The organism is Xanthomonas codiaei, from assembly GCF_002939785.1.
In the GTDB taxonomy this organism is placed as follows: Bacteria; Pseudomonadota; Gammaproteobacteria; order Xanthomonadales; family Xanthomonadaceae; genus Xanthomonas; species Xanthomonas codiaei.
Genome location: NZ_MDEC01000034.1, coordinates 11,681 through 33,463, shown reverse-complemented (window position 1 = coordinate 33,463; position 21,783 = coordinate 11,681). Strand labels below are relative to the sequence as shown.

Here is a 21,783-nt window from a genome sequence, read left to right as displayed (position 1 = left end):
CGCTGGCCCGACGGCAACGGCACACGGATAATCGGTGCACCACCTGCATGAAACCGCCATGTCCACTGCCCCCACGCCGCAGTTCGCACCGCTCACCGCCCGCGCAGTGACCTGGGCGGTGTTGGCGATGGGCGCGGTGGTGCTGCTGTCCAACATCCTGGTGCAGTACCCGATCAACGACTGGCTGACCTGGGGCGCGTTCTCGTATCCACTGGCATTTCTGGTCAGCAATCTGATCAACCGTCGCTTCGGGCCGCAGGCCGCGCGTACGGTGGCCTGGTGCGGGTTCGCGCTGGCGGTGCTGCTGTCGGTATGGCTGGCGACGCCGCGCATCGCGGCTGCCTCGTGCACCGCGTTCATCGCGGCGCAATTGCTCGACATCACCGTGTTCGACCGGCTGCGGCATGGTACTTGGTGGCGCGCGCCGATCGTGGCCACCACCTGCAGCGCCACGCTGGACACCGCGATTTTCTGGAGCATCGCCTTCGCCGGTGCGTCATTGCCCTGGCTGAGCTGGGCGGCGGGCGATCTGGCGGTGAAACTGGGCATGGGCGTGTTCCTGCTCGGGCCGTTCCGCGCATTGCTCTGGCGCAGTGCGCCGCGCCCGCAGGCCTGACACGCGATGCAGCGGCGTTTGCATGGCGGTCCGCGTTCGGGCTCCTGCGGCTCTGCGCGGGCATCTGCGACACCCGCGGTAACGGTTGCCTATCGCTGCTGCCGCCGGCGAAAAGCCGCCTGAAGAACAGGCGGGAAAGCCCCCGACCACAACACGCAGCTACAACGCAGCCACATCCTTGCCGATGGGAAATTCCAGCCCCTGCGCACGCGCTGCGTTGAAGATGCTGCTGCGCGCGTGCTGGATGGCCGGCGTGGGCGCGATCAGGCGCGGGCGCCGGTCCAGCGTGCAGGCCAGCCCGGCCTCCACCAGCGTGGCATGCGCTTGATGCAGCGGCGGCGCCAGATCGGCGGGCAACCAGTGCGCCTGCACCAGCGCATCGATCAAGGCCGGCGTCTGGCAGGTCTCCAGCAAGGCCGGGTGCTGCGCGGCCTGGCCGAGTACACCGGCCTGTAGCACGAATTCCAGATCGACCAGGCCGCCGGCGCCCTGCTTGAGGTCCAGCCGGCCAGCATCGCTGCGATCCAGTTCGGCACGCATGCGCGCACGCATCTTGCGCACGTCCTCGTGCAGCAGCGCGACATCGCGTACGCGGGTGAGCGTGTCGCGGCGCACCTGTGCGAACGCATCGCACAGCGCGGCATCGCCGGCCACCGCGCGGGCACGCACCAGCGCCTGGTGCTCCCAGGTCCAGGCGCGCTCGCGCTGGTACTCGCGGTAACTGGCCAACGACGACACCAGCGCACCCTTGCCGCCGTCCGGACGCAGCCGCACATCGATGTCGTACAAGCGGCCGGCGCCGGTTTCGGCAGCGAGCAGCGCCATCACCTTCTGCGCAAGTCGCGCGAACCAGCGCCCCGCATCCAGCGGCCGCTTGCCGTCGGAGTGTTCGCTCTGCCGCGGGTGGTTGTAGAGAAACACCAGATCCAGGTCCGAACCGAAACCCAGCTCCAGCCCGCCCAGGCTGCCGTAGCCCACGATGGCGAATGTACCGCCAGGCACCTGCCCGTGCGCGGCCACCAGTTCCCTGCGCGCCAGCTGCAACACCGTCTGCACCACCGCCTCGGCCAGCCAGGCCAGCTGGCGGGTGCTTTCCACCGCCTGCTGGCGGCCGTCGAGCGTGGCCAGCGCAATGCGGAAGCTCAGCGCCAGCCGGCGTTCGTTGAGCTCGCGCAGGGCCGCTTCGGTGTCCTCGATATGCACGGTGTCGGCGCAGGCGGCCTGCAGCGCGGCGCGATCGGGCAGCGCGCCGCCGATGCGGGTGTCGAGCAGCTCGTCCAGCAGCAGCGGATAGGCCGCCAGGCGCTCGGCCAGCAGCGCGCTGCGCGAAAGCACATCCACCAGCCGCGCCAGCGCGCTGGGCTGTTCGTCCAGCAGCGCCAGATAGCTGGTGCGGCGCAAGGTGGCCTGCAACAGGCCCAGCATGCGCCGCACCGCCGCGTCGGGCTGGCTGGCCCGGGCGGCGGCATGCAGCAGCGCCGGCACCACGCGGTCCAGCCGTGCACGTGCGGTATCGGACAGGGCACGCACGCCGGAGGACTGCGCGAAATCGCCCAGCACCTGGTGCGCGCTGCCGGGATCGTGCAACCCGATACCGAGCAGAGGCGCGGCATCGCCATCGGGCAGGGCGCGCCAGTAATCGGCCAGCCCATCGGGGGCGCTGGTGCGCACGCGCGGTGCCAGCAGTTCGGCGAATTCGGCAGCCACCTGCGTGCGATGCGGGGCCAACGCGTCCAGCACTGCCTGCCAATCCGTGTAGCCCAGGCCCAGCGCGATGCGCTCGCAGTCCAGAGGGGTCTGCGGCAGGGCATGGGTCTGCGCATCGCGCAGCATCTGCAGGCGGTTTTCCAGCCGGCGCAGGAACCGGTACGCCGCGGCCAGCGCCGCGCCGGTATCGGGTTCGATCTGGCCCGCGGCGACCAGCGCCGCGAGCGCGGGCAACAGCCGACGCTCGCGCAGCGCCGGCTCGCGCCCGGCGCGGATCAGCTGCAGCGATTGCGCCAGAAATTCGATCTCGCGAATGCCGCCCGGTCCGCGCTTGATGTCGTCCAGCCGGTCATGCCGCGCAACCTCGGCGGTGATGGCGGCCTTCATCTCGCGCAGGCCATCGAGCGCGGTGAAATCCAGATAGCGGCGGTAGACGAACGGCCGCAGGGTTTCCAGCCAGGCCTCGCCGGCGGCGATATCGCCAGCCACCGCGCGCGCCTTGAGCCAGGCATAGCGCTCCCAATCGCGACCTTCGCGCTGGAAATACTGGTCCATGCCGGTGAACGACAGCGCTACGCGCCCGGCACTGCCGAACGGACGCAGGCGCAGATCCACGCGGTGACTGAAACCCTCGGCGGTGGTTTCGTCCAGCAGCTTGGCCAGTTGCTGGCCCTGCCGCGCGAAATATTCCTCGGCCGCCAGCGGGCGCGGTCCATCGGATTGCCCGCCCTGCGGGTAGGCGTACACCAGGTCCACGTCCGACGAAAAATTCAGCTCGCCGCCGCCCAGCTTGCCCAGGCCGAAGACCACCAGCCGCTGCACGCTGCCGTCGTCGGCAATCACCTGCCCATGGTGGCTGGAAAATTGCTGCTCCAGCGCCTGCAGGCCGAGCTGCAGGCAGGTTTCGGCCAGGTGGGTGGTGCCGGCCAGGGTGGCCTCCACGCTGTCCAGGCCGAACACATCGCGCCACACCAGGCGGGTGGACGCGGCGGCGCGGTAGCGGCGCAGCTGCGCCGGCCACTCCTGCGGTTGCGTCGGATCCAGGATGGGCAGCGGCACTGGCGGCGGGTCGGCCTGCGCCAGATGCGCAAGCAGCGCCGGTTGCCGCGCCAGGGTCTCCATTGCGAAATCGCTGACGAGCGCGAGCTGCGCCAGCTGCTCGCCGACAGCCTCATCGGGCTGCGGCTGCCCGGCGGGCAGCGCCTGGCGGACACGCGCCACGGCCCGTTCGATCAGGGCGGTCAGCGCAGGAGAGGCGGATGCGGTGGAAAGCGACATGTGCCGATTCTGGCATCCCCACCCTGCAGCAGCACGTCTACATCACTGCGTGGATGTCTGGTCGTCTGCAAGCACTGCTCGCAATGGGATGGATGCAGGAATGCAACGAGACGCCTGAGCGATACAGCATGCTCGCCTGCACCGTGCATTGCGCGACACCTGCGGCCGATGCCAGCGCAGACTGCGATGGCTGTTCCTGCAGTGATGCAGCTGCACGCGCAGCGAACGGTATCGCAGTCCCGGCACCGGAACGCCTTGGCCGCCTGCAACGCAGAATGCAGCCAGATCAAACGCAGGGTCGCAGCGCCACACGCGTTTTCGCTGCATTGAACAGATCGCTTACGCCGCCCTGACAATGCCCGTGGTGCACTGCGTTTTTCGCACGAGGCCCTGCCATGCCCACGCTACTGCCTGCCGCGTTGCTGCCGTCGCAGATCCCGCTGGACAACGACGGCAACGATCTCGATCTGCCGCCCAGCCTGCCGTTCCTGCACCTGTGGACCGGCCCGGACGGCAACAGCCGGCTTAATCCCTCGCAACTGCCGGGCTTCGGCAGCAAGAGCGTGGGTGGCGGTGCAGCGCCGCAATGGCTGCGGCCCTTTCCCGGCGAGGTGCTCGGCATCCAGTTCGCGGTGCTGCCGGTGGGCTGGGTCGGCGACTGGCATGAGAGCCCGCATCCGCAATGGGTGATTCCGCTACGCGGCCGCTGGTTCATCGAGACCGGCGACGGCACGCGTGTGGAAATGGGTCCTGGCGATATCCACTTCGGCCAGGACCAGGGCACTGCCGATGCACGCGGCCACCGCTCCGGCCAGCTGGGCGACACTTCTTGCCTGCAGATGCTGGTGCAGTTTGCGCAAGCGCCGGCCGCGGCGGTTGCACATCCGTTCGGCCACGAGGCACCGCGTTGATGCAGGCGCACTGCCGTGTGCGTGCACCTGGCCCGGCGCAGCCAACGCACTGCGCACCGCCACACGCGCACGATGCGGCACTGGCTGCGCGCCTGGGCGATGCGCGGCTGTACACCCTGTACGACCAGGCCACCTGGTCCGAGGGCCCGGCCTGGTGGGAAGCGCAACGCACCCTGGTCTGGAGCGATGTGGTCGGCCGCCGCGTATTGGGTTGGCGCGAAGACGGCGCAGTGGACGTGTTGCTGGATGCCACCGCCTTCACCAACGGCAACGCCGTGGATGTGCAGCAGCGGCTGGTGCATTGCGAACACGGCCGCCGCGCGATCACCCGCAGCGACGCACACGGCCGCGCGCACCTGCTGGTGGGCCGTTTCGACGGCAAGCGGCTCAATTCGCCGAACGACCTGATCGCGGCGCGCGACGGGGCGATCTGGTTCACCGACCCACCGTTCGGCCTGCTCAAGCCCAGCCAGGGCTGTCCCGGCGAGCAGGAGCTCGATTTCCACGGCGTGTACCGACTACCGCCCGATGGCGGGCCGTTGCAATGCCTGGCCCGGCTGGATCACCCCAACGGGCTGGCGTTTTCGCCCGATGAACGGGTGTTGTATGTCTCGCAGACGCCGGAGCACGGGCCCGGCACACCGCAGATCACCGCCTTCGATTGGCGCGATGGTGCACTGCACGATCCACGCCGCTTTGCCGTGGTGCCCGATGGCATTGCAGATGGGTTCTGCGTGGACCGTCAGGGCTGGCTGTGGAGCAGTTCCGCCACCGGCATCTGCATCTTCGATCCCGCCGGGCGCCTGCTCGGGCAGGTGCCTACACCGCAGACCGCCTCCAACTGCACGTTCGACCCACCCCAGCGGCGGCTGTTCGTCACCGGTGGCAGTTCGCTGTGGATGCTGCAATTGCAGGGAAAATAAGCAGAAAAACGCGCGGCGTGGCCGCCCTGCGCACGCTTGACCCGGCAAACGCCAGGCAATAAAAAAGCCCGCTTGCAGCGAACTGCCAGCGGGCTTTGCTCCCTCCCCCACGTCGGGATGCAGGATCATAGTGCGCGCCCCGGATGCGACTTGCACGCTGCACTGCAAAACAACACCAGACAGTACAGAACTGGCTCAACTCTTCACATGATGCTGGCGCTGCAGGTACTCACCGCAGCAGATCCGGCTGCGCCCGGTACCACTGCGGCGCACGCAGCAGATGCCATTCGGGCGTGTCGTTGCGCAGGCCCACCGCCGCACTGAGCATGCCCCAGCGTGCGAGCAGGCTGCCGCTGCGCTGGCGGCCCTGCAAACGCAGGCGCGCATCGACCTGGAAGCGATCGTTGCGCGCCTGCAGCCGATCGACGATGACCGTCTCGCCCTGCCAATGCACGCGCCCAGTCACCTGCGCCTGGCCTGCATCCACCAGCCGCAACATCCAGTCCGGAATCGAGCGGTCGCGCGCATACAACGCCATCAGAAATGCCAGGTCGCGTACCTGGATGCGCACCCGCCCATCCACGCCGATCGGCTGCCGCCATTGCATGCGCGTGTCGTCCAGCACGATGCGCGCCCACCATCCATCGCGGCGCTGACCATCCGGGCCGGTGAAGCCGACATTGCGCAATTGCACGGTACTGGCATCGAGGCGAAAGGTTTCCTCGCGCAGATCGCCGCGCTGCAGGCGCAGATCCGCATCCACATCGCCACGCATCGCAAGCCCTGCAAATTGCAGCCGCGCCGCACGCGCACCGATGCGCAAACCACCGGTACCGATCCGTCCACCCGGTTCGATCTGCAGGTCGCCGCTGAGCACGCCGTTGCCGCCATCGAAGCGCAGTTGTTGTTGCGGCAGATAGCGGTTGTAGGCACGCAGATCAGGCACGCGTGCGTTGGCAAAGGTCAGGTGCGCGCGCGTGGCATCGCGCAGGCTGGACAGGTTGCGCGCATCGAGACGTGTGCTTAGGTCCAGCCGCAGATCGTGGCCTTGCACGAACGGACGTGCCGGTGCATCGGTATGTGCAATCGAAAACTGCTGCATCTGCAGTGCGAGCGCGGGCAGCAACTGGCCGTTGGCGTCGGCGGCTACGCGCAGATCGGCACTGGCCTGGCCCGCGATCGCATGGCCCATCACGCCGACCTGCGCACGCACATGCGGCACCTGCAGGCGGCTGCCGGCACCGAGGCGGCCACGATCGATCCGCAGATCCGCATCCACCAGGCCATCGCCTTCCAGGGTGAGCCAATCCACATCCGGAAACAGCGCCGGAATCCAGCTGAGCGAGGCCAGCTGCCAATGCAGGCGAGCATGCCCGGAGGTGCGCGGCAACAACGCGCGCAAACCGTCCAGCGGTACCTGCCTGCCCTGCACGCGCAGATCCGCATCCATAGTGAGTCCGGCATCGGCCGGCTCGGGCATGGCGATCTTCAGGCGCATGTCTTCATCCACCTGCAGCTGCGCGGTGAGTTCGCCCAGCAAGGCTGCCGGTGCGCGGGTGCTGTCGTGCAAGGGGGAGCGCCAGTGCCACTGGCTGCCTGGCTGCAGGGCACCGCGCGCCCAGCGCAGCTCGCCGTCTGCGCGCCCCTTCCCCGGCCGGGTCACGACGCGGTGGCGCCCCTGCGCATTGCGCGTGACATCCAGCGCCGCGGTGTCGCCGTGCACGGCCAGCAATGCATCGGTGAGCTGCAGCAACGCCAACCCACGCGCCTGATCGGGCCTGTGCCGGGCGATGTTGGCGTCCAGGCGAAGCTGTCCGTTGCGCAGCATTTCGCTCTGGCCCCATCGCACACGCGCACTGTCGAAGCTGGCGCGCGAGGGAAACAGCTCCATCGGCCCGCCGCGCAGCTGCTTGAACACCCCCAACTGCACCTGCCCCTGCCCTTCGATGTGGAGCTGGTGCAGCGACAACGCCTGCACCTGCTCGGCATCGATGCGGTCGAACTGCAGCGTCCACGCGCGAGCCACCGGCTGCTGGGCCGCACGCGGGCGCGTTCCCGGCCGAGCAGTTGTAGTTGACTGCGAAGCAGCGCCATCTGCCTGGTCGAAGGTTGTGCTGCCCGATGCCGTTGGCGTTGCAGCGACAGCGGATGCCGAAGGTGCGGCGCTGACGGTGGTGCGCGCTTGCCCGGCGGATCTCTCCGGTGTGGCGCGGGCTGTAGCGGCGGGCCGCTGTGTAGAGGGTGTGGCGCCAGCAGATGCGTTTGCCACAGCTGCCGGCAGCGTTGTGGCCTGCAGCGCGGCGCGCACGCCATGCACCTGCAACTCCGGCACCAGCAGTTGGCGGTGCAGCAGCGGCAGCAACCGGATCTGCCCGCGCATGCGCCGGGCGCTGACCGTCCAGCGCTGACGCGTGGAGCGGCCCTGCAGCGCCACGTCCCACATCACCAGCCGACCCGGCCACCAGGTCAGCGCCGGTCCCCACTGCATGGCGAATGTCTCCGGCTTGCGATTGAGCGCAGCTGGACCCAGCGGGGTATTGAGCAGCAGGTTGCCCAGCAACAGATAGCCCGCGTACAGCGCGATCGCGGCCAGCACTGGCCAGCGCAGGGCACGCGGCAGGGCGCGCCAGCGGGCGCGAGGCGGCATCGTCATGACGGCAGGCTCCTTGAGGACCGCGCACGCGGCGCCGCGCAGTGTGGCAAGTGGGCCGTGAGTGCGGTGCGCAGCGGGACGGCCCGCATGAGCTCGCCCGGCTTGCATGGTGGACGCGTGCATGTCGCCGGGCGGGCTGGTGGTTGCGGCCGACGACACGGCGAGCACCCACCGATGCATCGATCGGCCATTGCCGTGCCCATCCAGCCCACCACGCCCACGCGATGCGTGGCGCCACATTCAATACGCTGCAACGCTGCATCATCCGCACGAACATCGATTCCATGCCCGCCTGCCAGCCAACCGCCCTACACGGATCGCGCTCGGGGCGAAGCGGACATGCGCGTTTCACTCGACAGAGTGCGCCTTGGAGCGGCCAACAAACCGTAGCGAGCGGTCGTCGGGTGGATGCGGATGGCGTGGAGGAACCGCAGTGTACGCGTGGTACATGTCGCACCGGGCACCGACCGCGCCCGCCTGGCGGCGGCGCAGTAGTTTTGCTGGCTGCTTTTAGTTGCTCGTGGACACCGCAGGCAACAGTCCGGGCTGCGCCTCATACCACTGACGCGCGCCAGCCAGATGCCATTGGCGCTGCTTGCCGTCGAGTTCGATGCCGGCACCGAGCACGCCCCAGCGCAGGTAGAGATCGCCGCGTCGCTGTGCGTCCTCTAGCGTCAGGCGGGCACGCAAGGACAGGCGCTGGTTTTCGGCATGCAGATCGTCGACGGTGAGTTGGCGCTTGCGCCAGCGCACTCGCCCGGTGGCATCGAGTTGCCCCGAGTCCAGCAGGCCCACCACCCAGCGCGGATAATCGCTGCGCTGTGCGAACACCGACAACAGCGGTGCGGCATCGCGCATGTGCAACGCGGCATCGGCGTCCAGCTGGAACGGCGCGCTGGCCTGGATGGTGCCGGCACCGACCTGCAACTCGCCCCACCAGCCGGCGTCGGCGCTGTCTTCGCTCACTCGCATGTTGCGCAGGCGCACGCGGGTGCCGCTGAGGTCGAAGAACTTGTTCTTGAAGTCGGAACGCTGCAGCTGCGCCTGCAGTTCGGCGTCGCCGCGCATCTGCACGCCGGCCAACGCCAGATGTGCGCCCTGGCCGCGCAGATGCGCATGACCGCTGCCCACATCGCCGGAGGCGTTGAGCGCGACATCGCCGGTCAGGCTGCCGCGCCCGCCGAGCAGGCGCACGTTGTTGCCCGGCAGATAGCGGTTGTAGACGGTGAGGTCGGGCACCTGCGCATCGCTGAAACGCAGCTGCGCCTTCAGCGTGTCGCGCAGGCGCGCCAGCTCGGCGTCGCCATGCATGGCCAGCTGCAGGTCGCGGCCGTCCAGCAACACCTGCCGCGGCGCATTGCGCGGTGCGGCCTTGAAGGTGGGGATGCGCACGTCCAGATGCGCCTGCGGCGTGGCGGCGTCGTCGATGCGCCCACGCGCGTTGGCGACACCCGCCAGCCGCGTATCGAACACCTGCGCCACCGCTTCGACGCGCGGAATCTCCAAGCTGCTGCCACTGGTCAGCCGCCCCTGCGCCAGGCGCAGGTCGGCCTCGACCAGCCCGCCGCCTTCCAGCTGGAACCACGGCTTGCGCACGAACAGCTCGGCGATCCAGTTCAGCGATTCGAACTTCCAGCGCCCCCGCACCTGGCCGGACAGACGCGGCAGCAGCTGCGCCGGCTGCTCGAACGGAACGCTGCGGCCGGCGATGCGCAGGTCGGCGTGCAACTCGCTCCCCGTGTCTTCATCGCGCGGCAGACGCGCCTGCACGCGGATGTCCTGTGCCACGTCCAGTTGCAGCGCGAGCATGCCGCGGTCGGTGGCCCCCACCCCTGCCATCAACGGCAGCCGCCACACCGCATGGCTGCCCGGCTGCATCGCGCCGTTGGCCAGCGCGATGTCGGCCTCCACCCGCGCCGCGGACGGCCCGCTGCGGATATCCACATGCGGCGCACCGGTGTCGATCTTCAGTGCCACCGTGCTGGCTTTCAGCTGCAGGCGCGCCTGGGTGATGCCGAGCTTGCGCAGGCCGGGCGCGGTGTCGCGGTAATGGCGCGGAAACTGGAATTGCGCATCCAGCTGGGCGCCATTGAAGACCTGTACGCCGTCGTAGCTGACCACCGCATCCTCGAAACCGGCGTCGGAGGGAAACAACTCCGATGGCCCGCCCTTGAGCTGCTTCAGGAAACCGACCTTGCCGTTCCCCTTGCCGGCGATCAGCAACTTGCCCAGGCGCGCGCTGCGGATGCTGTTGCTGGTGATCGCATCGAAGCGCAGCGTCCAGCCCCGGTTGCCGCGCGGCGGTGGCGGGATGGGGGTGTCGGAGGTCTCCACTTCCGCGCTGACATTGGTGGCATGCAGCCACGGCAGGCGCACCTCGCGCCGGAACAGGGCCAGCAACGCGATGCGCGCATGCGCGCGATCGGCGTGGAAGACGTACACGGTGCGGTTGGCCTGCCCGCGCATGCGCACGTTCCAGGCCATCACCTCGCCCGGGAACAGCGTCAGTGCCGGGCCGGTCTGCATGGTGAACTTGTGCGGCTGCCGGTTGGTGCTGGCATCGAACAACGGGGTATTGAGATAGATGTTGCCGGCCAGCAGGTAGAGCAGGTACAGCGTCACCATCACGACCACTGCAAGGCGCCACGGCCGGGGCCAGCGCTGGAAGCGGTCGCGAAGAGAGGGCATGGGCACAGGCGCAAGACAGGTCTGCGCGCACTATCGCGGGTGCGCCGACGCCGGAGCGTGAATGCGGGCACAGGCTGGCAGCTCTCGGGTGCGCCCGCCCGATCGCGGTGCGGGGGACGCCTGGACCGGATCCCGGGCCTGCAGACCTCGTGCGCAGCGGCGGCGTCCACCGGATGGCGTTGCTGGGCGCGAGGTGGGCGATTCACCCTTCTGCAACTGCATGTCCTTGTGCGCCACACAGCGACATGCGCAGGTCATGTGCGCAGCGGATAAGGTTGCCACCTGTTCGTCTGCGGCGCAGACGGCGCCCTCCCTCCTGGCCGCCGCAGCGACGGGTCACCGTGGGTGGTGTGTTCGATCCGCCGGGCCGGCTCCTGGAGTCGGCCCGGCGTTTTTTAGTCGGCGCGGACCATCCACCCGCTCGGCGCCTGCACGGCCTTATCGGCGCATCCGGCACCCGCGACGCCCCCTGCACCCCTGCCTCATGCGGCCTCGTCGATGCGGCGCGCCCGACGCGTGCGCACCGCCGTCGTCAGCCGGTCCAGTACCTGCACCGAGGTGTCCCAGTCGATGCAGCCGTCGGTGATGCTCTGACCATAGGTCAGCTCGCAACCCGGCACCAGTTCCTGGCGGCCGCCGACCAGGTGGCTTTCGACCATGACGCCGACGATGCGCGTTTCGCCGCCTTCCAGCTGCGCTGCGATGTCCTCGACCACCTTGGGCTGGTTCTCGGGATTCTTGCTGCTGTTGGCGTGGCTGGCATCGATCATCAGGCGCGCCGGCAGGCCTGATTTGTTCAACACCTGGCTGGCCGCTTCCACGCTGGCCGCATCGAAATTGGGCACCTTGCCGCCGCGCAGGATCACATGGCAATCCGGGTTGCCGGCAGTGGCCGCCACCGCGGTGTGGCCGTCCTTGGTCACGGCCAGGAAATGGTGTGGATGCGAGGCCGCGCCCACCGCGTCCACCGCAATCTTGACGTCGCCGCCGGTGCCGTTCTTGAAGCCCACCGGGCACGACAACCCCGAGGCCATTTCGCGATGCACCTGGCTTTCGGTGGTGCGCGCGCCGATCGCGCCCCAGGCCACCAGGTCGGCGATGTACTGCGGCGAGATGATGTCCAGGAATTCCACGCCTGCCGGCAGGCCCAGGTTGTTGATGTCGCGCAGCAGGCCACGCGCCACGCGCAGGCCCTTGTTGATCTGGAAGCTGCCATCCAGGTCCGGATCGTTGATCAGGCCCTTCCAGCCGATGGTGGTGCGCGGCTTTTCGAAGTACACCCGCATCACGATCTCCAGCGCATCGCCGAACTGGTCACGCAACGGGCGCAGGCGTTGCGCGTACTCCATTGCGGCCACCGGGTCGTGGATCGAGCAAGGCCCGATCACCACTGCCAGGCGGTCGTCGCGCCCCTGCAGAATGGCGTGCAGGGCGGCGCGCGATTGGGTCACGGTCTCGGAGGCACGCTCGTCGCAAGGCAGCAGCGACAGCAATTGGGAAGGGGGGGCAAGCGCTTCGATCTTGCGGATACGCAGGTCATCGGTCACGGGCGGCATAACGTTGTCTCGGGTCGGCAGTGCATCGGGGAAGCCAGGCGAAGCGGCAACAAAAAAGCCGCCAGTGTGCGCTGGCGGCTTTTCGGGAATGCTGCTGAAGTCTCCTTCAGGGTAAGCGCACTCCTTCCTCCGCCAGCGGCATCGGAAAGCCGTAGTACCAAAAATAAAACTGGCTGCGGGGTGCGTTCATGGGATGCATTGATACCACGCGTTTTTGCGCGATGCCACTGTTTCATCGGCAACGGACCCTGTGCGTCGGAGCAATCAGATGCGTGACGCGGCAGGTAGAGAGAGATATGGCATCGACGGCTGACCAAGCCAACGTGATGCAGGCCGACCGCTGCTGACATGCCGATGGCCTTGCGTGCGGTGGCAGGATCACGGGATGTCGCTGGGCGGTCCAGGCCAGATCCTGGCGGCAGGCGGAACTCGTCTGGGAGTTGCGACATGAACAGTGCCGCGCTGCACGCTGTTTTTCCAAGGCGTCGCTGCCGCCTTGGAGCCCTGCACGGGGCTGCGCTCCCACCTCTGTTTCCAGTTCGAGAGCATCGAAAGTATCGTTTCACCCCTGATGTCTTATTTAATCCCTTGGATTGCCATTATCTATGCAATTCAGTGACTTGCTAGACAATTAGCCCTGAAGTATCGTTTCATAAATCGTTTCACAGGTGATCTGCATGCCCCTGCCCGAAGCAGTAGAACGCCTGGTCGCCACGCTGCGCACCGACGGCCCATTGCGCGGCGCCGATCTTGCCGCACGATTGGGCGTGAGCAAGGCAACCCTTTCTCGTCTGGTTGCCGCCGCAGGAACTTCGGTGCGGCGCTACGGCAGCGCGCGCGCTACCAGCTATGCCGCCGCGGGCGAGGTGCGAGGCGCGCGCGCCTGGCCGCTCTACCGCATCGACAGCCATGCTCGCGTTGCGGCGCTGGGCCAGCTGCATGCACTCCATCACGACCATTTCTTCGTGGAGCTGCTGCAGGAAAACCCGGTGCTCCTGCATCCGCCGATGCAGCTGGGTGTGTTCGAGTCGCTGCCCTGGTTTCTGGATGACCAACGCCCGCAGGGATTTCTCGGGCGCAATCTGGCACGTCGCGTCTCCGGGCCGTTGCGGCTTCCTGAAAATCTCATGCTGTGGTCGCCCAGTGACACACTCGTCGCGCTGCTGTCCGATGGTCACGACCAGCTCGGCGACCTGCTCGTTGGCGAGCATTCGCTGGCTCGCGCACTGTCGTCGATCGATCAGCCCGAGTGCATCGACATCCAAGCGCGTCCGCAGGCGTATCTCAAGCACGCCGATGCCGCACTGCGCGGCGAGGACGTCGGTTCGTCCGCTGCAGGCGAGCAACCGAAGTTCACTGCCGTGCTGCGCGAACATGACGTGTATCGTCCGGTCATTGTGAAGTTCTCCGACCGGATCGATCAGCCGGCCGGGCGGCGCTGGGCGGACCTGCTGCAGATGGAGCATCTGGCCAACCAGGTACTGCTTGCCGGTGGCATCGCAGCCGCAGCGACACAGCGGCTGCAGGCCGGTGAGCGCGTCTTTCTCGAATCCACACGCTTCGATCGCACCCCCACGCTGGGCCGCCACGGCTTTGTTTCGTTGATGGCGATCTTTACCGCGTTCTATGGGCAGTCGGAGGTCGGCACATGGCGCGCGCTTGCGCCGCTGCTCAAACGCGATGGTTGGCTGAGTGCGGAAGATGCCGAGCATCTTGAGGTGATCAGCTGGTTCGGCGTGCTCATCGGCAACACCGACATGCATCTGGGCAACGCAGCACTGATTCTTGCCGACACGTTGCCGCTGCGGCTCGCGCCGGTGTATGACATGTTGCCGATGGCGCTGCGGCCGGCGTCCAGTGGCGAAATCGTGCCGAGGGATATCGAGAGTCCCCCCCCCACGGTCGGCCAATTCGCACAATGGCGACGCGCGGCGGAGATGGCCGAACAGTTCTGGCAGCGCTCCATCGACGACGCGGCCTTGAGCGATCAGATGCGTGGCATCGCCACGCGCGCGTTGGCAAGCCTGCGCCGAACCGCATCGCGCCTTGCCTGATCGCCTTGCCACACGCCACGGCAACGGTGCCGTAGCGTGTCCGCAGCAATGACACTCACTCAGAACGTGAAGATGTACTCCGCCGCCACTTCGCGGCCGATCGGGTTGAACAAGGTGGTGTTGTAGAAACCGTAGCCGTAGAAGCGCTCCTTGTTCTCGTAGCCCACTTCGTTGAACACGTTGTTGACGTAGAAATTGACCTTGGCGTGGTCGGTGATCCTGTAGCCGGTGCTGAGGTTCCAGTAGATCGCCGGACCCACGCGGCCGAAGTAGCGCTTGCTGGTCTGGCCCAGATTCACGTTGCCGGTATCGGTGACCAGGCACTGGTCCGAAGCGCTGGGCTGGTAGCCGTCGTCGAAGCGGGCGCAGGTGCCCCAGTTGACCGCGCGCATCGAACCGAGCCGGCGGAAGTACACGGTCCAGTCCCAGGCGCCGCCGTTGTCCCAATGCACGCTGCCACGCACGCGGCTGCGCACGCGTTCGTCGCGGCGGTTCTCGTCGCTGTCGGTGCGGTAGATCTGCTCGCGGTAGGCGATCAGATTGTTGTATTCCAGCGACAGCTGGAAGTTGCCCCAGCCGGCCGTGCTCAGCCGGTATTTCAACGACGCGTCGATGCCGGAGGTTTCCATCTGCGCGAGGTTGATCGGTCCGCGTTCGATGCTGGCGATGGTGCCGTCGGCATTGCGCGCCACGCGCGAGGTGATGGTGTCGCAGTAGCCGGCGCCGCCGGGATTGTTCCAGGCGCCGCCGCTGATGGTGGTGCCGGTACGGCAGCCGGCTTCGGCCGACAGGATCTCGTCGCGATCCAGGTCCTTGATCATGTCCTCCAGCCGGATGCGGTAATAGTCCACGCTCAGCGACAGGCCTTGCACGATGTCCCACACCACCCCGCCGGTGAACGAGCGGCCGGTTTCCGAGCGCAGGTCCGGAGTGCCGCGCCGGTTCACGTCCACGGTGTAGAAGATGTTGTTGTTCTCGTCGTTGCAGCCGCCGGTCTGGTACGCGCCGGAGGTGATGCAGCGGTACTGGTCGATCACGGTCTGGTTGGTGGAACTGGGTTCGCCCAGCACGTAGTGCATGTCCGGTGCGCGAAAGCTGGTGGCCAGGGTGCTGCGCACCAGCAGGCTGTCCACCGGCCGCCATTCCAGGCCGGCGCTCCAGGTGGTGTCGCTCTGCTCGCCCACCTCGGTCTGGATGGCCGCAGACGAACGATAGTTGCTGTAGCGGTCGTAGCGGCCGGCGATATTGGCGCTGAGCGTGGACAGCAGCGGGATCTGGAATTCCAGCCCGGCCGAGCTGCGCAGGCGCTCGCCACCACCGCTGTCGACCACGTCCACCGGGTAGCACTCGTTGGCGCAGGGGTCGGGCGAGAGCTGATAGCCCTGCTTGGCGACTTCGGCCACGGTGGCGAAGCGGATCGGCCCGGCCCAGCCCTGCACCACGTCGCCACTGAGGCTGAAAGCGGCCTGGTTCACCCACGAATAGGCCGAGTTATGCGACTTGGCAACCAGGTCGTCGTACGCGTTACCGGACAACGGCGTGTACCAGCGCGCTTCGTTGACCGCGTAGATCGGATTTCCGCTCGCACCGGTGCCGAGCGGGCTGCCGAGAAAATACTCGGTAGCGCGCGCGGTATCCACGGTGCGGATGTACTCGTCCACGGTGTAGCGCGAACGGCCCACGCTCAGCTCCCAATCGAAGCGGTCGGCCCACACACCGCGCAGGCCCGCGCCCAGATCCCAGGACTGCTCCTTGTTGTAGTTGGCCAGGCGATCCCAGCCACCGGCTTCGCGGCGGGTGAGCTGGCGGATGGCAGTCAACTGGCGCCCGGTGCGCGCATCCTGGAACGGCCCGATCAGCACATACGGCGGGTCGTAGGTCCAGCGCCCGATGCTGCGGTTGGCCGACAGCGTGGCCCAGGCCTCGGTGGCCTGACCGAACTTCCAGGTGCCGTACAGATACGCCGAGTAATCCTCGCTGCCGGTGACCAGGCCCCAGTCGCCGTAATCGCGCGCCATGCCGCAGTAACTGCCGGCGTCGGTGAGCGCACCGGTGTTCTGGTTGTAGCTCAGCCGTTGGCCGTCGATGAACTCGCCGCCGAAGCGCGCGCAGGTGCCGGCCGGCGGCGCCAGGCGCTCGTTGGTCGTGGCGTCGACCAGGCTCAGACCGGTGAACGGATTGAAGCCATAACGGCGGTTCTGGCCGGTCCAGTTGGAGTAGGACATATCGTCCGAATCGTCCATCTGCGGGCGATCGCGCCCGCTCAGCGGGTCGCGCCGGGTGGCCTGCAGCGCGTAGGTCACGCTCCAGTTCTCGCCGGTGCGCCCGCCGGCCCAGGACGCGTCGAAGGTATCGCGCCCGCCCTCGGTGGCGGTACCGCCGCGCAGGCGGAATTGGTCGCCCTGGTAGTCGCGCTTGAGGATCACGTTGATCACGCCGGCCACCGCGTCCGAACCATAGATCGCCGAAGCGCCGCCGGTAAGGATGTCGATACGCTCCACTGCGGCGGCGGGGATGTTGCTGTAGTTGGAGAAATTGCTTTCGCCGCCACAGGGCAGCGGGTAATCGGCCACGCGGCGGCTGTTGACCAGCAGCAGCGTGCGGCCCGGCCCCAGGTCGCGCAGGTTGATCGGCGAGGCGTTGGGCGTGTGCGATCCCCACTGCGTGTCGGCTTCCACCGAGCCCTGCTGGTTCATGCTGTTGAGCACGTCGTAGACGGTGGCGAAGCCTTCCTGCTGGATCTGCTGCGCGGAGATGGTGACCACCGGTTGTGCGCCTTCGACCTGCGCACGTTTGATGCGCGAACCGGTCACGCTGACCGCATCCAGCGTGGATGTGGCACGCGGCGCATCCGTTTCGGTTTGCTGGGCCATGAGCGGCGGCGCGAACGCGGCGGTCATGGCAAGGGACACGGAAATCGACAAGGCAAGGCGATGACTGCGGCAGTTCATAAGATCCCCGGGAGAAGCCGGACATGGCCGGCGTGGCGGTGCGCTGCAACGACGCCTGCCAGCGATGCATGCACCGCTGCCCCTTGTCCGACGGCCCCCCGACCGCTCGGCGCAAACGCCTGCCAAGCGACGCTAAGGCTGCGATGACATCGGTGTCAACAGGTGGTGACAGAGTGTGACGGCGATCGATGATGCGGCCGGCTGGGGTGCCTCCACCACGATTCCTGCGCGCCCAGCGCACTCGACCCTGCGCAGGTGCAACAGGTCATGCGATCACAAGTTGCCACCGTCCTGCCTGGTTGGTTCTTCCTGCAACGCAGGAGTTCGCATCGCGTTATGCCGGCCGGGCAGGCTTGTTCGAATGATGCATGTGCGCCAGCCAGTACCCGCTGGCCGCTCCCTCCCATCAAGGAAACCCACCATGGAGATCAAGAAACAGCAAACCGCAGGCCCCTCTTCCCCGGCGCCATTGCACGACACCCATACCGACAACGCTCCGGTCGCCGACGCCACGTCGCCGACGCAAACGCCGCTCCACCCCAGCTTGTCGGCGCTCACTCCGCGCAGCCGTTCGCGCGCGTCCACCGCCGACTCCGAGCACGGCGCTTCGCCGGTGCCCTCGCACGACGCTGAACCGCCAGCCCATTCACCCGAACGCGCCGCCGGCCCGTCCACCGCCCCCTCGCTTGCCGCCCGCGCAAACGCTGCATTGGCAAGCGGCGTTCAGCAGGCTTACGCTGCGGTATCGAAGGGGGCGTCCGATCTCTGGTCGCTGGCGGATCTGCGCACCATGCTGCAGATCCATGCGGACGATCCTGCATTCCTGCAGATGGTGCGTCACACCGACCCGGAACAGCACGCGCCGCACAGTCTGGCCGCGTGCCGCCAGCAGATCACCCAGCTACGCGATGTCATCGAAGCGGCAACCGGTCTGGAAGCACGCTTTCGCCAGCAATTGCTCGGCGACATCAAGGCCGTGGAAGACGCGCTGCAGCCGCTGGAGCACGGCACACCTGCTGCCGGGCGGGCGCTGAAGTCGCTGGCCAACCTGGTCAATCTGTGGCCCCTGGTCGTTCCCAGTCCGTTTCTGGGCAACCAGGCCAAGACCTTCGCCTATTCCATCGCCGCGGCAACCAAGGGCGTGATGACGCTTTCGGCCTCTGCGCTGCGCCCCACCGCCGACGGGCTTCCGTTCCCGCTGATGGGCGGGCAGCTGGGGCGCGACGCCAACGAGATGCACTTCTACTCGATTTTGCTCAACGGATTGTTCCTCACCACCGAACTGCCCAAGAAATTCGGCAACCCGTCCATGCGGCACCAGGCCGAAGCAGTGGAAAACAACCCGGGATTTGCCGCGGCCGCATCGACCGCGTGCGCGGCGATGGTGCTCACGCCTTTCCTCTGGAACAGCCTCAACGTGCTCGGCAATCGACTGCAGCACAAGGTGTCGCACCTGGGCGCCGGCATTGCAGAAAGCGCCGGGTTTCAGAGCCAGGCGCAGCGGTTGCGTGCACGCCTGACGCCCGGCCAGATCAGCGCGCAACTGCGCACGCAACTCAACGAGATCTGCGCCGCTCTGGAGAACGGCCGAGAAGCGTTTCAACAGGCACGTCGCGCGTTCACCGACCCGAGCCAAGGGCACGAGCTCACCCGTACGCTCAATGCCCAGTGCACGCACCTGCTGGAGACGCTGGACCAATGCAGCAAGCGACTGAGCACTGCGCTACAAGTGGACCAGAACCAGAATCAGGACCAGCCAACCACCATCCCGCGCCAGGTCACCAACCACGACATTGCCCCCAAGCTGGCACTGGCGACGCTGGCGGCCGGAGTGACCGGGCTGACGGTCTACCTGATCCAACCGGATCGGATCGGCACGGTCGACCTGGTTGCCGACTCCATCCTTGTCACGACCGTGATGATGCAGTCGGCGCTCAACGCACATGCGACCCGCCAGGACGCAATGGAGCGCTTCAAGGCCATGTGCTCCGGCAGCTTGGTGATGGCGCTGGCCCTGGGCGTGGAGAAACTGTCCAAGACCTTGGCAGACAAGAGCCTGATCGAATCCTCGTCGGCATCGCCCTACTACGCCGGCGCGATCATGTCGCTGATGTCGATGACCATGCCGGGCCCGATGGCGCGTGGCGCAGAGCTGGCGATGAACTGGGGCGGCGCGCAGGTCATGCGGGTGTTCAGAGGGCCCGACGGCACCACGCTCGCAACCCGCATGCCGTCCTCGCCCGAGGAGCTCATCCAGAACGTGGAAGACACGGCCAGATATGTGCAGAGCCTGTCGCCGGACCAGGCACAGGAGTATGCGCAGCGGGTCGGCGAGATCGCCCTGCAGGTGATCGAGGACGCCGGCGCGCAGGCGCAGACCAGGCCCAGCAGCAGCGTCACGATCACCGAAATCGACGACATCGCCGATATCGAGGAGACGAACGACGACGCCGCGTTGGCCGCAGCCAGCGCCTCGCCTGAGCAACGCTCGCCTGCGCACGCGCATCGGTCGCCGGATCAGGCCGCAACCAGCACAGCGCCTTCGTCCTGACGGGACGAGCGCCGGTCATCGGCAACTGCCATGTGCATGCGCAAGCGTGAGTGACGCGCATAAAAAACCCCGCCGTTCGGCGGGGTTTTTTTAACGCAACAGCCGAATTGGCGCGGATCAGAAATCCATGCCGCCCATGCCGCCCATGCCACCGCCGGCCGGCATTGCCGGCTCGTCCTTCTTCGGTGCATCGGCCACCATGGCTTCGGTGGTGATCATCAGGCCGGCGATCGAGGCTGCGTTCTGCAGCGCCGAACGGGTGACCTTGGTCGGGTCCAGGATGCCGAATTCGACCATGTCGCCGAACTCGCCGTTGGCGGCGTTGTAGCCGTAGTTGCCGCTGCCTTCCTTGACCTTGTTCAGGATCACGGACGGCTCTTCGCCGGCATTGGCGACGATTTCGCGCAGCGGGGCTTCCATGGCGCGCAGGGCGATCTGGATGCCGTGGGTCTGGTCTTCGTTGGCGCCCTTCAGCTCGCCCACGGCCACCAGCGCACGCACCAGGGCCACGCCGCCGCCCGGGACCACGCCTTCTTCGACGGCTGCACGGGTCGCGTGCAGGGCGTCTTCGACGCGCGCCTTCTTTTCCTTCATTTCGATTTCGGTGGACGCGCCGACCTTGATCACCGCCACGCCACCGGCCAGCTTGGCCACGCGCTCCTGCAGCTTCTCACGGTCGTAATCGGAGGAGGTGTCCTCGATCTGGGTCTTGATCTGGCCCACGCGCGACTCGATCGCGGCAGTGTCGCCGGCGCCGTCGATGATGGTGGTGTTTTCCTTGGAGACCTGCACCTTCTTGGCGCGGCCCAGGTCCTTGATGGTGGCCTTTTCCAGCGCCAGGCCCACTTCCTCGGAGATCACGGTGCCGCCGGTCAGCACGGCCATGTCTTCCAGCATCGCCTTGCGACGGTCGCCGAAGCCCGGTGCCTTGACGGCCACGACCTTGACGATGCCGCGGATGGTGTTGACCACCAGGGTGGCCAGCGCTTCGCCTTCGACTTCTTCAGCCACGATCAGCAGCGGCTTGCCGGCCTTGGCCACGCCTTCCAGCACGGGCAGCAGGTCGCGCACGTTGGAGATCTTCTTGTCGTGCAGCAGGATGAACGGGTCGTCCAGGTCGGCCGACTGGCTCTGCTGGTTGTTGATGAAGTACGGGGAGAGGTAGCCGCGATCGAACTGCATGCCCTCGACCACGTCCAGCTCGTTTTCCAGGCCCGAGCCTTCTTCAACGGTGATCACGCCTTCCTTGCCGACCTTCTGCATCGCTTCGGCAATGATGTTGCCGATCGACTCGTCCGAGTTGGCCGAGATGGTGCCGACCTGGGCGATCGCCTTGTCGTCGGTGGTGGGCTTGGAGATGTTCTTCAGCTCGACCACGGCGGCCTTGACGGCCTGGTCGATACCGCGCTTGAGGTCCATCGGGTTCATGCCGGCGGCCACGGCCTTGGCGCCTTCGCGGATCAGGGCCTGGGCCAGCACGGTGGCGGTGGTGGTGCCGTCGCCGGCGTTGTCGTTGGTCTTGGAAGCGACTTCCTTGACCATCTGCGCGCCCATGTTCTCGAACTTGTCGGCCAGTTCGATTTCCTTGGCGACGGAGACGCCGTCCTTGGTGATGGTCGGCGCGCCGAAGCTCTTCTCGAGCACGACGTTGCGGCCCTTCGGGCCCAGGGTGGCCTTCACGGCATTGGCAAGCACGTTGACGCCACGGACCATGCGGGTACGTGCGTCTTCACCGAAACGAATGTCTTTAGCAGCCATTGTCTGAAACTCCGGAATTTGAGATTGGGGATTGGGGATTGGCTAGGGCGGGTTCCGGGGAGATGCGGGATCGGCTGCGCGAAGCGCACTGACCAATCCCGAATCTCGACTCCCGAATCCCGAATCCCGCCGGCAAC

10 protein-coding genes, 1 other RNA gene and 2 pseudogenes are annotated in these 21,783 nt (G+C 67.1%); 5 read left to right on the top strand and 8 right to left on the bottom strand.

Annotation, left to right across the window (positions count from 1 at the left end):
- Positions 1-58 precede the first annotated feature (58 nt).
- The gene (locus XcodCFBP4690_RS19025; RefSeq protein ID WP_104543451.1) at positions 59-616 is read left to right on the top strand and encodes a VUT family protein; all 558 of its coding nucleotides are present in this window, start codon (positions 59-61) and stop codon (positions 614-616) included.
- A gap of 159 nt (positions 617-775) precedes the next feature.
- Here the strand turns inward: XcodCFBP4690_RS19025 and glnE are convergent, their stop codons facing one another.
- Complete coding sequence (glnE, locus tag XcodCFBP4690_RS19020) at positions 776-3,601, bottom strand: bifunctional [glutamate--ammonia ligase]-adenylyl-L-tyrosine phosphorylase/[glutamate--ammonia-ligase] adenylyltransferase (RefSeq protein WP_104543449.1); 2,826 nt, start codon at positions 3,599-3,601, stop codon at positions 776-778.
- 395 nt (positions 3,602-3,996) lie between these two features.
- Between glnE and XcodCFBP4690_RS19015 the strand changes: the two genes are divergently transcribed.
- On the top strand, positions 3,997-4,512 hold the full coding sequence (locus XcodCFBP4690_RS19015; protein ID WP_104543447.1) for a cupin domain-containing protein: 516 nt from the start codon (positions 3,997-3,999) through the stop codon (positions 4,510-4,512).
- Positions 4,512-5,435, top strand: coding sequence for an SMP-30/gluconolactonase/LRE family protein (locus XcodCFBP4690_RS19010; RefSeq protein WP_104543445.1), 924 nt, complete (start codon positions 4,512-4,514; stop codon positions 5,433-5,435). Before XcodCFBP4690_RS19015 ends, XcodCFBP4690_RS19010 begins: the two co-directional genes overlap by 1 nt.
- Positions 5,436-5,664: 229 nt before the next feature.
- On the opposite strand, the pseudogene XcodCFBP4690_RS19005 reads toward XcodCFBP4690_RS19010, so the two are convergent.
- The 5 genes and pseudogenes from XcodCFBP4690_RS19005 to XcodCFBP4690_RS18990 form a co-directional block, all read right to left on the bottom strand.
- Positions 5,665-7,452: pseudogene (locus tag XcodCFBP4690_RS19005) on the bottom strand (hypothetical protein); the annotation flags it as partial.
- A gap of 215 nt (positions 7,453-7,667) precedes the next feature.
- Positions 7,668-8,088, bottom strand: a pseudogene (locus XcodCFBP4690_RS23475) (hypothetical protein); the annotation flags it as partial.
- 374 nt (positions 8,089-8,462) lie between these two features.
- A non-coding RNA gene (locus tag XcodCFBP4690_RS19000) (sX9 sRNA) lies at positions 8,463-8,538 on the bottom strand.
- A gap of 60 nt (positions 8,539-8,598) precedes the next feature.
- Complete coding sequence (locus XcodCFBP4690_RS18995; RefSeq protein ID WP_104543441.1) at positions 8,599-10,776, bottom strand: translocation/assembly module TamB domain-containing protein; 2,178 nt, start codon at positions 10,774-10,776, stop codon at positions 8,599-8,601.
- Positions 10,777-11,258: 482 nt separating this feature from the next.
- Positions 11,259-12,332 carry a 3-deoxy-7-phosphoheptulonate synthase gene (locus XcodCFBP4690_RS18990; protein ID WP_104543439.1) on the bottom strand — a complete coding sequence of 358 codons (1,074 nt, stop codon included), beginning with the start codon at positions 12,330-12,332 and terminating at the stop codon, positions 11,259-11,261.
- Positions 12,333-13,000: 668 nt separating this feature from the next.
- Here XcodCFBP4690_RS18990 and yjjJ point away from each other — a divergent pair.
- Positions 13,001-14,386, top strand: a complete 1,386-nt coding sequence (gene yjjJ / locus XcodCFBP4690_RS18985) for a type II toxin-antitoxin system HipA family toxin YjjJ (protein WP_167394707.1) — start codon at positions 13,001-13,003, stop codon at positions 14,384-14,386.
- Between the two features lie 59 nt (positions 14,387-14,445).
- Here the strand turns inward: yjjJ and XcodCFBP4690_RS18980 are convergent, their stop codons facing one another.
- On the bottom strand, positions 14,446-17,259 hold the full coding sequence (locus XcodCFBP4690_RS18980) for a TonB-dependent receptor plug domain-containing protein (protein ID WP_167394706.1): 2,814 nt from the start codon (positions 17,257-17,259) through the stop codon (positions 14,446-14,448).
- A 499-nt stretch (positions 17,260-17,758) separates the two neighbouring features.
- On the opposite strand from XcodCFBP4690_RS18980, the gene xopX reads away from it, so the two are divergent.
- A complete protein-coding gene (gene xopX / locus XcodCFBP4690_RS18975) occupies positions 17,759-19,888 on the top strand; it encodes a XopX family type III secretion system effector (protein WP_104543433.1) in 2,130 nt (709 codons plus the stop codon).
- 117 nt (positions 19,889-20,005) lie between these two features.
- Here the strand turns inward: xopX and groL are convergent, their stop codons facing one another.
- A complete protein-coding gene (gene groL, locus XcodCFBP4690_RS18970; RefSeq protein WP_029218654.1) occupies positions 20,006-21,646 on the bottom strand; it encodes a chaperonin GroEL in 1,641 nt (546 codons plus the stop codon).
- Between the last annotated feature and the right edge of the window lie 137 nt (positions 21,647-21,783).

What these genes read in the sequence shown, in the direction of transcription:
- XcodCFBP4690_RS19025 (WP_104543451.1), top strand. Translation starts at nt 59, where the DNA reads ATGTCCACTGCCCCCACGCCGCAGTTCGCACCGCTCACCGCCCGCGCA.
- XcodCFBP4690_RS19010 (WP_104543445.1), top strand. Translation starts at nt 4,512, where the DNA reads ATGCAGGCGCACTGCCGTGTGCGTGCACCTGGCCCGGCGCAGCCAACG.
- XcodCFBP4690_RS19015 (WP_104543447.1), top strand. Translation starts at nt 3,997, where the DNA reads ATGCCCACGCTACTGCCTGCCGCGTTGCTGCCGTCGCAGATCCCGCTG.
- groL (WP_029218654.1), bottom strand. Translation starts at nt 21,646, where the DNA reads ATGGCTGCTAAAGACATTCGTTTCGGTGAAGACGCACGTACCCGCATG.
- XcodCFBP4690_RS18980 (WP_167394706.1), bottom strand. Translation starts at nt 17,259, where the DNA reads ATGGCCCAGCAAACCGAAACGGATGCGCCGCGTGCCACATCCACGCTG.
- XcodCFBP4690_RS18990 (WP_104543439.1), bottom strand. Translation starts at nt 12,332, where the DNA reads ATGCCGCCCGTGACCGATGACCTGCGTATCCGCAAGATCGAAGCGCTT.
- xopX (WP_104543433.1), top strand. Translation starts at nt 17,759, where the DNA reads ATGGAGATCAAGAAACAGCAAACCGCAGGCCCCTCTTCCCCGGCGCCA.
- XcodCFBP4690_RS18995 (WP_104543441.1), bottom strand. Translation starts at nt 10,776, where the DNA reads ATGCCCTCTCTTCGCGACCGCTTCCAGCGCTGGCCCCGGCCGTGGCGC.
- glnE (WP_104543449.1), bottom strand. Translation starts at nt 3,601, where the DNA reads ATGTCGCTTTCCACCGCATCCGCCTCTCCTGCGCTGACCGCCCTGATC.